10 protein-coding genes and 1 pseudogene are annotated in these 11,584 nt (G+C 63.1%); 7 read left to right on the forward strand and 4 right to left on the reverse strand.

Annotated features, from left to right (window positions below; genetic code table 11):
- The first annotated feature begins 220 nt into the window (after nt 1–220).
- Nucleotides 221–516: pseudogene (locus ABIA96_RS21070) on the forward strand (type II toxin-antitoxin system HigB family toxin).
- Nucleotides 516–899, forward strand: a complete 384-nt coding sequence (locus ABIA96_RS21075) for a helix-turn-helix domain-containing protein (protein ID WP_354138960.1) — start codon at nt 516–518, stop codon at nt 897–899. The pseudogene ABIA96_RS21070 and the gene ABIA96_RS21075 overlap by 1 nt, the downstream one beginning before the upstream one ends.
- 124 nt (nt 900–1,023) lie before the next feature.
- Here ABIA96_RS21075 and ABIA96_RS21080 read toward each other — a convergent pair whose 3' ends face one another.
- Nucleotides 1,024–1,554 (reverse strand): D-glycero-alpha-D-manno-heptose-1,7-bisphosphate 7-phosphatase, encoded by a 531-nt coding sequence (locus ABIA96_RS21080; protein ID WP_354138961.1) that lies wholly within the window; start codon nt 1,552–1,554, stop codon nt 1,024–1,026.
- Nucleotides 1,547–2,617, reverse strand: coding sequence for a lipopolysaccharide heptosyltransferase II (gene waaF, locus ABIA96_RS21085; RefSeq protein WP_354138962.1), 1,071 nt, complete (start codon nt 2,615–2,617; stop codon nt 1,547–1,549). Before waaF ends, ABIA96_RS21080 begins: the two co-directional genes overlap by 8 nt.
- Nucleotides 2,618–2,775: 158 nt before the next feature.
- Here waaF and rfaD point away from each other — a divergent pair, with 158 nt between their 5' ends.
- From rfaD to ABIA96_RS21105, 4 genes are all read left to right on the forward strand, one after another.
- Nucleotides 2,776–3,756, forward strand: a complete 981-nt coding sequence (gene rfaD / locus ABIA96_RS21090) for an ADP-glyceromanno-heptose 6-epimerase (protein WP_354138963.1) — start codon at nt 2,776–2,778, stop codon at nt 3,754–3,756.
- A gap of 12 nt (nt 3,757–3,768) precedes the next feature.
- A complete protein-coding gene (gene rfaE1, locus ABIA96_RS21095; protein WP_354138964.1) occupies nt 3,769–5,253 on the forward strand; it encodes a D-glycero-beta-D-manno-heptose-7-phosphate kinase in 1,485 nt (494 codons plus the stop codon).
- Entirely contained in the window at nt 5,250–6,536 is a 1,287-nt protein-coding gene (locus ABIA96_RS21100; protein ID WP_354138965.1) for an O-antigen ligase family protein, read from the forward strand. The genes rfaE1 and ABIA96_RS21100 overlap by 4 nt, the downstream gene beginning before the upstream one ends.
- An 83-nt stretch (nt 6,537–6,619) precedes the next feature.
- Nucleotides 6,620–8,542 carry an SDR family NAD(P)-dependent oxidoreductase gene (locus ABIA96_RS21105; RefSeq protein WP_354138966.1) on the forward strand — a complete coding sequence of 641 codons (1,923 nt, stop codon included), beginning with the start codon at nt 6,620–6,622 and terminating at the stop codon, nt 8,540–8,542.
- Here ABIA96_RS21105 and ABIA96_RS21110 read toward each other — a convergent pair.
- Together ABIA96_RS21110 and ABIA96_RS21115 are read right to left on the reverse strand one after the other, a co-directional pair.
- Nucleotides 8,520–9,293 (reverse strand): glycosyltransferase family 2 protein, encoded by a 774-nt coding sequence (locus ABIA96_RS21110; RefSeq protein ID WP_354138967.1) that lies wholly within the window; start codon nt 9,291–9,293, stop codon nt 8,520–8,522. The two genes, ABIA96_RS21105 and ABIA96_RS21110, sit on opposite strands and share 23 nt — an antisense overlap.
- 107 nt (nt 9,294–9,400) lie before the next feature.
- Nucleotides 9,401–10,360 (reverse strand): lysylphosphatidylglycerol synthase transmembrane domain-containing protein, encoded by a 960-nt coding sequence (locus ABIA96_RS21115; protein WP_354138968.1) that lies wholly within the window; start codon nt 10,358–10,360, stop codon nt 9,401–9,403.
- Nucleotides 10,361–10,547: 187 nt separating this feature from the next.
- Between ABIA96_RS21115 and ABIA96_RS21120 the strand changes: the two genes are divergently transcribed.
- A complete protein-coding gene (locus tag ABIA96_RS21120) occupies nt 10,548–11,537 on the forward strand; it encodes an SDR family NAD(P)-dependent oxidoreductase (RefSeq protein ID WP_354138969.1) in 990 nt (329 codons plus the stop codon).
- Nucleotides 11,538–11,584 lie beyond the last annotated feature (47 nt).

Genomic DNA, 11,584 nt, shown 5'->3' on the forward strand with positions numbered 1-11,584 from the left:
CCCCATGCACAGTAGCCGGTGGCAGTGGAATCAATGGCTTGTCAGCGCGGGGCGATCCGATTGCGGATTTTACGAAATTTATTAACACCTCTAGGAACATTTATGATCGCAAAAGTCGTCAGCCGCTAAATTCCCCGAGCTCTCAAAGCGGCCGGTTTCAGAAATTCTGTTCCCGTCTTGGGAAATTTGATTGATCCCGTTTTGGGAACATGCTATGGCAATGAACGTAATTGCTGGAAGGGCACTCAAGGCCTTCTGGGAGCGGTACCCACAGGCGGAGACGCCGTTGGGTACCTGGTACGAAATCGTTTCCAAAGGGGACTGGGGCAGCCCATCGGACCTCAAGAAGGCGTTTGGAACAACGTGGACTTTGTTGGAGACAACAGAGCTATCTTCGACATCGGCGGCAACAAGTATCGCCTTGTGGTGCATTTCTCCTACAAGTTCAAAAAGGCCCTTATCAAATTTGTCGGCACGCACGAAGAGTACGACGGAATAGACGCGGAGACGGTGTGATGATGGACGTAAGGCCCCTTCACAATGAACAGGACTACGATTGGGCTATCGGCGAAGTATCCCGCTATTTCGAGACCGAACCGACCCTTGGTACGCCCGACGGTGATCGCTTCGAAGTTTTGTCTTCGCTCATCAAGGAGTACGAAGACAATCACTTCGCGACCGCGCACGGCGATCCCGTCGACGTTCTCCATTTCGCAATCGAGTCCATGGGACGATCGCAGGCAGAATTGGCGGCTCTGATTGGGCGCAATCGGGCATCCGAGATTTTGAATCGCGTCCGTCCACTGACATTGGAAATGATCCGCATTATCTGCAAGGAATGGAACATTCCAGTTAGTGCTCTGACTGGTCAATATGAGCTTGGGCGTGCGTACGGCTAATCAAGTGCGCTGACTGCGCCACTCGAGCCGCCGACGCGCGGTGCTGCTGCGGCGACTGCGATGGGGCCGCGCGGGTGCTCGAGAAGCCAGTCTGAACTCCGACATCCCGCCGGATCGCAACCCTCTACCCCCGCCGAATCTTCTCAAGCACCTTGGTCACAAACGCGTCGAGGTCGCCGCCTTCAAACAGAAAGCCCGGCAGTCCAAGCGCTTGGCCGGCCTCGAGGTCCCGGGCCTGATCTCCGATCACAAAACTGCCGTCGAGCTGCACGGGCCAGTGCTGGACAAGATCGCGCAACATGCCGGGCGCGGGCTTGCGCCAATCATGCTCCCCGATGTAGCCGGCGGCCGTTCCTTGCGGATGATGCGGGCAGAAGCGGATGTCATCGATTCCAGCGCCGTCGCGGGCGAGCTCGTCGCGCATCCAGTTGTGCAGCCCGTTCACATCGTCTTCGGTGAAGAGGCCGCGCGCGACACCGGACTGGTTGGTGAAGACGAACACCCAATAGCCGCTCTCATTGAGACGGAGGATCGCTCTCGCGACGTTGGGCATCCAGCGGATGCGGTCGCGCGTACCGATATAGCCATCGTCATGGTTGATGACACCGTCGCGATCGAGGAATGCGGCGGGCTTCGCCGCGCGGCCATCAGACATTTGCACGTCCCTGCGTCCGGGCAAGCACGTCTCGTGCGATCTCGACCACGTCCTGTGCTGCGATGTCACGCATGCAGTGGTGGTCGTTCATCTTGCAGATCGTGCTCTGGCAGGGCTGGCAGGCAAGCACGCTTTTGTTCTGGACGACGGTGGCGGCGAGGCCGTTGAGGGGCGCCCAAAGATAGGGGCTGGTCGGGCCGAAGATGCCCATGGTGGGCGTGTCGAGCGCGGCCGCGATATGCATCAGGCCCGAGTCGTTGGAGATCGCGACGCCGGCCGCGGCCATGGCAAGGACGCCGTTGCGCAGATCGTTGCCGGTGAGGTCCCGCACCCCCGGGCCGCCGGCTGCGACGATCTCCTGGGCGAGTTTTTTTTCCGCGGGGCCGCCGACCACCCAGACCTCCAGCCCGCGCTCGACCAGCAGGCGGGCGGCCTCCGGATAGTAGGTCCAGCGTTTTGACACCCCGACCGAGCCGGGCGCGAGCGCCACGGCTGTCCCGGCGCTGAGGCCATTGGCCTGGCGCCAGCGGGCGATCTCCTCAGTCGGCACCCGCAATTGCGGCACCGGCCATTCCGCCGGCAACGGCGCGCCGTCGGGCCGGGCGAGTGCGCCGTTCTTGTCGATGAAGCGGGGCAGCTTCTTCTCGCCCCAGCGCCAGCGGTTGAGCAGGCCGAACCTGAATTCGCCGACGAAGCCGACCCGCTCGGGAATGCCGGCCAGCGCCGGCGCAATGGCCGCCTTCCAGGTCCGCGGCAGCACCAGGGCCGTGCCGTAGTTCCGCTCGCGCAGGAGCCGCGCCAGGCCGAACTGGCGGCCCACGGCGAGGCGGCCGCGGGGCAGATCCCACAAGATGCCCTCGCGGACGCCGGGCATGTAATCAACCAGGGGCGCGCACAGGGACGTGGTCAGGAGATCGACCGGCCGATTCGGCCATCGCTCCTTCAGCACCCGGACGACGGTGTGATTCCGGACGAAATCGCCGATCCACATATAGGGGACGATCAGGATCGGGCGGGTGTCGCTCCGATCCTCAGCTCCGTCAAATTGCGAATCTATATTCATTCGTTAATTGTGCCACGGCGCTCTAATTTGGCGGTTCGGTTAGCCGCTCCCGGCCGGCAGGTAAAGCCGCGAGAGTGCCGATCCCAAAATGCTTACACTTTGGCAGATGATGCGCTAGGGCAGGTATTAGGTCGCGAAAATCGGGCAGGGTGGTTGGAATGTTGCTGGTGACCGGCGGGGCCGGTTTTATCGGATCGAATGTCGTCGCCGCGCTGAACGACGCTGGCCGTAGCGACGTTGTGGTCTGCGATCTCCTCGGCAGCGACGGCAAATGGCGCAACCTCGCCAAGCGGCAGCTTGTGGATATCGTTCCGCCGGCCGAGCTGCCTGACTGGCTGAAGGGACGCAAGCTCGATGCCGTGATCCATCTCGGGGCGGTTTCCGAGACCACCGCGACCGACGGCGATCTCGTGGTCGAGACCAATTTCCGCTTCTCGCTGCGGCTGCTCGACTGGTGCACGGCGAATGCGGTGCCGCTGATCTACGCGTCGTCGGCTGCAACCTATGGCGACGGCGCGGAGGGCTTTGACGACGATGCCTCGCTGCCGGCGCTGAAGAAGCTGCGGCCGATGAATCTCTACGGCTGGAGCAAGCAGCTGTTCGATCTCGCCGTCGCCGAGCGCGTTGCGCGCGGCGATCCGCTCCCGCCGCAATGGGCGGGCCTGAAATTCTTCAACGTGTTCGGCCCGAACGAGTACCACAAGGGCACGATGATGAGCGTGCTGGCGCGCCGCTTCGACGACGTCAAGGCGGGGCGCGTCGTGGAACTGTTCAAGTCGCATCGCGACGGCATCGCCGACGGCGACCAGCGCCGCGATTTCATCTATGTCGACGACGTCGTACGCGTGATCCTGTGGCTGCTGGCGATGCCCGCGGTGTCGGGACTGTTCAATGTCGGCACCGGCAAGGCCCGCAGCTTCAGGGAGCTGATGCTGGCGGCCTATTCTGCGCTCGGCACCAACCCCAACATCGACTATGTCGACATGCCCGAGCAGATCCGCGGCAGCTACCAGTATTTCACCGAGAGCAAGGTCGATCGTCTCCACCGCGCCGGCTATAACGGCGGCTTCACGACGCTCGAGGATGCGGTGAAGGCTTATGTTGCCGATTATCTCGACCGGCCCGACCGCTTCCGCTAAGGCCATTTGATCATGCCGACGCCCATTCTCGATTTCGATGCCCTCGCGCAAGCCATCGCCGGCCGCACGGTGCTCTGCATCGGCGACATCATGCTGGACGAATTCGTCTACGGCGAGGTGTCGCGGATTTCGCCGGAAGCGCCGACCCCCGTCATCGCGGCCCAGCGCAGCGAAATCCATATCGGCGGTGCCGGCAACGTCGCGCGCAATATCGCATCCCTCGGCGCGCGCTGCATCTTCGTCGGCCTTGTCGGCGAGGACGATGCGGGGGCGCGGCTCAAGGCCGCGCTGGCGGACCATGCCGACATCGAGAGCGCGCTGGTGTGCGACCCGTCAAGGCCGACCACGCGAAAAGTCCGCTTCGTCTCCGAGCGTTTTTCCACGCACATGCTGCGTGCGGATTGGGAGCAGGCGCAGCCCGCCTCCGACGAGGTCGAGACGAAGTTGATCGAGGCGATCGTGCCGCAGATCGCGCGCGCCGATATCGTGCTGCTGTCCGACTACGCCAAGGGCGTGCTGACCGCGCGCGTGATCCGCCACACCATCGACGCCGCGCGAAATCTCGGCAAGCCAGTGATCGTCGATCCCAAGAGCCTGAACTGGGCGATCTATCGCGGCGCCACGCTGCTCACGCCCAACCGCAAGGAATTTTCGGAAGCCACCCGCAGCCGCGCCGACGCGCCGCAGAGCATCGTCGACGCCAGCGAGGATGTGATGCGGCTCGCTGATTGCGAGGCGATCCTGGTGACCCAGGGCGAGCACGGCATGACGCTGGTGCCGCGGAAGGGTGAAGCCGTCCATGTTCCGGCTTTCCCGGTGAAGGTGCGCGACGTCTCCGGCGCCGGCGATACCGTCGCCGCCGCGCTTGCGGTCTCGATCGCGGCGGGCGCGGACTGGGACACGGCGCTGCGCGTGGCGAGTGCGGCCGCCGCGGTCGCCGTCGGCAAGCAGGGCACGGCCTGCGTGAGCGCGGCCGAGCTGCGCCGAAAAATCCTGCCGCATGCCACTCTCGCGGCCGAGGAGAAGGTCATGAGCGCGCCTGATACGCTCGAGCCCCAGCTCGCCGAATGGCGTGGCCAAGGGCTGCGCGTCGGCTTCACCAATGGCTGCTTCGACATCCTGCATCCCGGCCACGTCAAGGTGCTGACCGCGGCGCGCGCGGCCTGCGACCGCCTGATCGTCGGGCTGAACAGCGACGCCTCTGTGCGGCGGCTGAAGGGCTCGGATCGCCCTGTCCAGGACGAGCGGGCGCGCGCGGAAGTGCTGGCTGCGCTCGAAGCGGTCGATCTCGTCGTCATCTTCGAGGAGGACACGCCGATAGACCTGATCAAGCGGATCACGCCGAGCGTGCTGGTGAAGGGCGGCGATTACACCCGCGAGCAGGTGGTCGGCCACGAGGTCGTCGAGGCCACCGGCGGAACGGTCGTGCTGGTCGATATTCTCAAGGGTTTCAGCACGACTGCGCTGGTCCATCGCGCGCGCGGAGAGACGAAGTGACGGAGCTCGCGCGTGAGTCGATGTGGGGGACGACGCTCCGGCGGTTGCGCAGTCCGGCGGCATGGTCCGACACGGTCGACCTGTTCGCCATCCTGACCGCGGCCTCGCTGCCCTGGTCGACGTCGCTCGCGGCGATCTTCAATGTCGCGATGCTGATTTGCATGGTGCCGTTTCTCGACGTCGGGGACTTCCTGCAGTCGCTGAAGCGACCAATCTGCGCGCTGCCGATTGCCCTGTTCCTGCTCGCGCTCGTCGGCACGCTGTGGTCGGGGGCGCCCTGGGGCGCGCGGTTTTACGCCGTGAACCCGACGGCGAAGCTGCTCGTGCTCCCGGTCCTGATCTATCATTTCGAACGCTCGTCGCGCGGGCACCTCGTGTTTATCGCATTTCTCGTCTCGTGCGCGCTGCTCTCGGTGATGTCCTGGCTCGTCTTTTTCCATCCCGCGCTCTCACTGAAGCCTGATGAAACCGACTCGCGCGGCATCTTCGTAAAGAACTATATCGACCAGAGTCAGGAATTCACGCTGTGCGCAGTTGCGCTCGCGTTTCCGATCGTGAAGCTGCTGCAGCAGAGGAGGGTCTGGCTGGCTGCGCTGCTCGCGGCGATCGCGCTCAGCTTCTTCGTCAACATGGCCTTTGTGGTGATCTCGCGCACCGCACTCGTGACCATCCCGATCATGCTGGCGGTCTTCGGGCTGCTGCATTTGAAATGGCGCAGCGTCTTGATCATCCTCGCTGTTCTCGTGGCCTTTGCCGTGTTGACGTGGAAGACCTCGTCGACGTTGCACAACACGATTGAAACGTTCTCCGTGCAATACGAGCTCTACAAGGACAGGGGCATCCCGACATCGATCGGACTTCGGCTCGAGTTCTGGCGCAAATCGCTGGGTTTCTTTGCCGAGGCGCCGGTCTTCGGTCATGGAACCGGCTCGACGCGGGGCTTGTTCGAGCAGGCCGCGACTGGCGGCGCGAACCAAGCCTCAAGCGAGGTGATCGGCAATCCTCATAACCAGACGCTGAACGTGGCCGTGCAATGGGGCGTTGTCGGCATCATCATCCTGTATGCGATGTGGGGGCTGCACCTCCTCCTGTTCCGCGGCGACGCGCTTGCCAGCTGGATCGGGTTGCTGGTCGTCGTCCAAAACGTATTCACCTCGCTCTTCAATTCCCATCTTTTCGACTTCCATGAAGGGTGGATGTACGTGCTCGGTGTCGGGGTAGCCGGCGGCATGGTGCTCAATTCGCGCCGGAACGGCCGAAGCCCGGGAGAAGCACGCGGCTGAGCTTCGGAGCGCTGGCTAGTTCCGGCGAGATGCGCTATCAGCGCGATCAGGTTGTATGCAGCACTGGAGATATTCGGCCGCAGATGACGCGTCTTTCGCATCTTACCTTGCGTAACTTCCTGATCGCGCTTCACGACGTAGTGGCGACGGCCGCGGCCCTGTTCGTTGCGTTCTATCTGCGCTTCGAGGGTGGCGAGGGCTTCACGGCCCGCTTGCCGCTGCTGCTGCAGATCCTGCCCTATTTCCTCGCCTTTAGCGTCGTCGTCTTCTACGTCTTCAACCTGACGACCACGAAATGGCGCTTCATCTCGCTGCCCGATGCGCTGAACATCATCCGCGTTGCCACGGTGCTGACGGTTACCCTTCTCGTGCTCGACTACATTTTTGTCGCGCCGAACGTGCACGGCACCTTTTTTCTCGGCAAGATCACCATCGTCCTCTACTGGTTCCTGGAAATCTCTGCGCTGAGTGCGCTGCGGCTGACCTATCGCTATTTCCGCTATACCCGCGTGATGTATCATGTCAGGACCGAAAATGCCGCGACGACCCTCCTGATCGGGCGCGCCGCCGATGCCGAGGTCGTGCTGCGCGGCATCGAGAGCGGCGCCATCAAGCATCTCCGGCCGGTCGGGGTGCTGTCGCCGTCCCGGGCCGATCTCGGGCAGCTCATCCGCAACGTGCCGGTCGTGGGCGCGATCGACGACATAGAGGATGTCATCGGTAGCTTCGCCAAACGGAACAAATCGATTGCCCGGGTGGTGATGACGCCCTCCGCCTTCGAGCCGGAAGCGCGTCCCGAGTCCGTGCTGATGCGGTCGCGGCGGCTTGGCGTGATCGTCAGCCGTCTGCCATCGCTAGAACACGGGGACGTGCCGCGGCTTACCTCGGTTGCGGTCGAGGACTTGTTGCTGCGTCCGAGCGAAACGATCGATTACGCGCGACTGGAGGCCCTGATCGAGGGCAAGGCCGTGATCGTTACCGGTGGTGGCGGGTCGATCGGCGCGGAGATCTGCGAGCGCGTGGTTGCGTTTGGCGCGGCGCGTCTCTTGGTCATCGAGAATTCGGAACCTGCCTTGTACGCAGTCACCGAGGCGCTCGCCGCGCGCGGCACGGGTGCGGCTATCGAGGGGCGGATCGCCGATATCCGCGATCGAGAGCGCATCATGCGTCTGATGGCGGAGTTCAAGCCGGACATCGTGTTCCATGCAGCCGCGCTCAAGCACGTTCCGATCCTGGAGAGGGACTGGAGCGAGGGCGTCAAGACCAACATTTTCGGTTCGATCAACGTGGCCGATGCCGCGCTGGCGGCAGGCGCCGAGGCCATGGTGATGATCTCGACCGACAAGGCGATCGAGCCGGTCTCGATGCTCGGTCTGACCAAGCGTTTCGCGGAGATGTATTGCCAGGCGCTCGACCACGATCTCGTGGCGCAGGCCGGCGGCAGCAAGTCCGCGATGCGGTTCATCTCGGTACGGTTCGGCAATGTGCTGGCCTCGAACGGGTCGGTCGTGCCGAAGTTCAAGGCGCAGATCGAGGCCGGTGGTCCAGTCACCGTGACGCATCCCGACATGGTCCGCTATTTCATGACCATCCGCGAAGCCTGCGACCTCGTCATCACGGCCGCCACCCACGCGCTCGGCGCCAAGCGTTTCGACGTTTCGGTCTACGTGCTGAACATGGGCCAGCCGGTGAAGATCGTCGACCTGGCGGAACGGATGATCCGGCTTTCGGGTTTGCAACCCGGCCACGATATCGAGATCGTGTTCAGCGGAATGAGGCCGGGCGAGCGGTTGAACGAAATTCTGTTCGCCTCCGAGGAGCCGACTGTCGATATCGGGGTCGCGGGCGTCATGGCGGCGAAACCGAACGAACCGCCGATGCAGACGCTGCGCAAATGGATCTCGGCGCTCGAGCTCGCCATCGCGCATGATGATCGCGCGACGATCAGGACCATCCTGAAGGATGCTGTTCCGGAGTTCGGCGTCAACGCGAGCGCTGCATCCTGAGAGACGCCGGCGAGCGGATCTGAAAGATTCGCCGGGCAAAGCGCAGGAAGAACGCGGCGTCGATGACCGGCGCGTTCAGATGCTGCCGCCGCGACCGCAGGCACTCCAGATTGGCGCGCAAGGTCACGCGCCATCCGCTGGTGCTGATGCCGCCCATCTGGAAATCGGCGAGGACGCGCGGAAGGTAGGCGACCCTGTAGTCGTTCAGCGCCAGCGCACGCAGCATGTAATCGTAGTCGGCGGTCGTGATGTAACTCAGATCGTAGTCGCCGACCGTCTCGGCGACCTGGCGCCGGATGTAGAACGTCGGATGCGGCGGGACCCAGCCGAGCTGAAACGAGTAGCGACCGTAATGTCCGGCACGCCAGGCACGCGCGAGGGCCTTGGACTGGTGATCGGTGACCATGTCGAGGTCGCCATAGACGACATCGGCTTGTTCCAGCGCCGCGGCAATCGCCGCCAGCGCGCTGTCGTTGTGGAACGTGTCGTCCGAATTGAGGAAGCCGATCGCATCGCCCGTGAACAAATGCAGCCCCTTGTTCATGGCGTCGTAGACACCCTTGTCGGGCTCGGAGATCACGCGAATCTCGCTGGAGCCGAACGACTCCACGATCTTCAGCGTCGCATCCTTTGAGGCACCGTCGATGACCAGCATCTCCTTGTCGGGATGCGTCTGGCCGAGGAAGGATGCGATGGTGGCGCCGATCGTCGCCTGGGAGTTGTAGCTCGCTGTGATGACGCTGATCTTCATTCCGGATCGATCCGTAAGGCTGCGCGCCGGAGGTTATAGGAAACAACCCCGAAGGTTGATAGATAGCTGCGGAGGTCGCGGTGCTTCCGTGCCGGCCTTGTGAACGCTTATTCACGCGCCCCGATCGGCGCCGAGCCTTGCGCTGCTTTCTCCGCGCTGAGGATCCAGACCACGCCGCCGAACGCGCCGACGATGAAGGAGACCGCGCCGAACAGCAGCGAGACGTTGACGCCTTCATTGGCAGCTAACCCTGCGAAGCCGAAGGCCAGCCCCATGCTCGCCTCGCGCACGCCCCAGCCGGCGATCGAGATCGGCATGAGTGTGATCAGCATCACCGGCGGCAGCAGCAGGAAGACCTGCGCGAAGCTGACCGGTGCCGCGATCGACTGCACCACGCACCAGGCGATGACGACGGCAAGCACGTGAACCAGCAACGACAGGATTGCGATAACAGGTCCGCGCGTGCGGTTGAAGATCACGCGGTTCGCGATCACCGCGCAGGCGTGGATATGGTGGGTGGCCCACCAGGTCTTCAGCCACGACCATTTCAGCGCGCCGAAGATCAGGAAGCCGATGCCGCCCGCAAGTGCTGCGAAGTCGACGAGCAGCAGCGCCGAGCGGCCGTTCGGATCGGTGATGAGCGTGTAGCTCCAGGGCAGGCTCGCGACGATGAGGATCGCCAGTGCGACGAGGCCGATCGCGCGATCGACGAAGATCGAATAGGTCGCCGCACGCCATCCGGCGCCTGCGCGCGCAAGCAGCCAGAGCCGGACCGCATCGCCACCGATCGCAGACGGCAAGGTCTGATTGAAGAAAGAGCCGATCACGTTGTAGCGCATCGCACGGCCGAGCTCGAGCGGCGCACCGCATGCGGCGCTGACCTCGCGCCAGCGCAGCACGCCGACGAAGATTTGCAGGAACGTCACCGCGATCGCCATGCCGATCCAGAACAGGCTGGTCGCGGTGAAGCGTGAGAACAGCTCGGTCAGATCGACCTTGCGCAGCGCCAGATAAAGCAGCGCCGCGGAGATCAGGATTTTGGCAGTCGACAGCAGGATTCGGCGCATCTCGCCCGCTTGAACAGAGTTTGTGATGATTCGAGGCAACCCGACGCGAGGCGCCGAATTCGGCCGCTTTGGTATGGTTTTGGCGTCGATCTTGCAATAGCGGTGATGGAAGGCGGCGGCTTGTTCCGGCCGCTCGTTACCGGCTAAAGAAGCTACGGGCAGGTTTTAAGGGTCGCTTGGGGACAAGATGACGGATCAGGCGATTTTGGTCACGGGTGCGGCCGGTTTCATCGGCTTTCACGTCGCCCGGCAGCTCCTGGCCGAGGGGCGGTCCGTGGTCGGGCTCGACAATCTCAACAGCTATTACGATCCGGCGTTGAAGCAGGCGCGCCTTTCGCTACTCGGCAACGAGTCCCGTTTCTCCTTTGTCCAGGCCGATCTCGCCGATCGCGCGACGATGGCGGCGCTGTTTGCGCGGCATCGCTTTTCAGAGGTCGTGCATCTCGCCGCCCAGGCCGGCGTGCGCTATTCGATCGAGCATCCGCAGAGTTACGCCGATTCCAATCTGCAGGGCTTTCTCAATGTGCTCGAGGGCTGCCGTAACAGCGGTTGTCGTCATCTCGTCTACGCGTCGTCATCGTCCGTTTATGGCGCCAACACGAAACTGCCGTTTTCCGTACAGGACCGGACCGATCATCCCGTCAGCTTCTACGCTGCGACCAAGAAGGCCAACGAGGTGATGGCGCAGTCCTACAGCCATCTCTACCGGCTGCCGGTCACTGCCTTGCGCTTTTTTACCATCTACGGCCCGTGGGGACGGCCTGATATGGCCATGTTTCTGTTCGTAAACGCCATCATGGCGGACAAGCCGATCCGGCTCTTTAACCATGGCAAAATGCGCCGCGACTTCACCTATATTGACGACGTGACCCGTGTCGTATCCAGGCTGATCGATCTTGTGCCCGCGGACAATCCGGCTGCCGCAAATGCGCCGTCTCGGGTCTACAATGTCGGCAATCACCGCCCCGAAGAGCTGATGCATGTCGTCGGACTTCTGGAGCGGGAGCTGGGTCGGACGGCGATCAAAGAATTGCTGCCGATGCAGCCGGGAGACGTGGTGGAAACGTTCGCGGACGTCGAGGATCTGATGCGCGACACCGGCTTTGCACCGTCAACGCCGATCGAGCACGGGGTCCGCAATTTTGTCACCTGGTATCGCGACCACTTCGAGGTTTGAAACGACGATGGACAAACGCATTATCCCCCTGATCATGTGCGGCGGCG

Source organism: Bradyrhizobium sp. LB11.1 (assembly GCF_040549385.1).
GTDB lineage: Bacteria > Pseudomonadota > Alphaproteobacteria > Rhizobiales > Xanthobacteraceae > Bradyrhizobium.

Coding starts and splice junctions, on each gene's coding strand:
- ABIA96_RS21075 (WP_354138960.1), top strand. CDS start 516: ATGATGGACGTAAGGCCCCTTCACAATGAACAGGACTACGATTGGGCT.
- ABIA96_RS21080 (WP_354138961.1), bottom strand. CDS start 1,554: ATGTCTGATGGCCGCGCGGCGAAGCCCGCCGCATTCCTCGATCGCGAC.
- waaF (WP_354138962.1), bottom strand. CDS start 2,617: ATGAATATAGATTCGCAATTTGACGGAGCTGAGGATCGGAGCGACACC.
- rfaD (WP_354138963.1), top strand. CDS start 2,776: ATGTTGCTGGTGACCGGCGGGGCCGGTTTTATCGGATCGAATGTCGTC.
- rfaE1 (WP_354138964.1), top strand. CDS start 3,769: ATGCCGACGCCCATTCTCGATTTCGATGCCCTCGCGCAAGCCATCGCC.
- ABIA96_RS21105 (WP_354138966.1), top strand. CDS start 6,620: ATGACGCGTCTTTCGCATCTTACCTTGCGTAACTTCCTGATCGCGCTT.
- ABIA96_RS21110 (WP_354138967.1), bottom strand. CDS start 9,293: ATGAAGATCAGCGTCATCACAGCGAGCTACAACTCCCAGGCGACGATC.
- ABIA96_RS21115 (WP_354138968.1), bottom strand. CDS start 10,360: ATGCGCCGAATCCTGCTGTCGACTGCCAAAATCCTGATCTCCGCGGCG.
- ABIA96_RS21120 (WP_354138969.1), top strand. CDS start 10,548: ATGACGGATCAGGCGATTTTGGTCACGGGTGCGGCCGGTTTCATCGGC.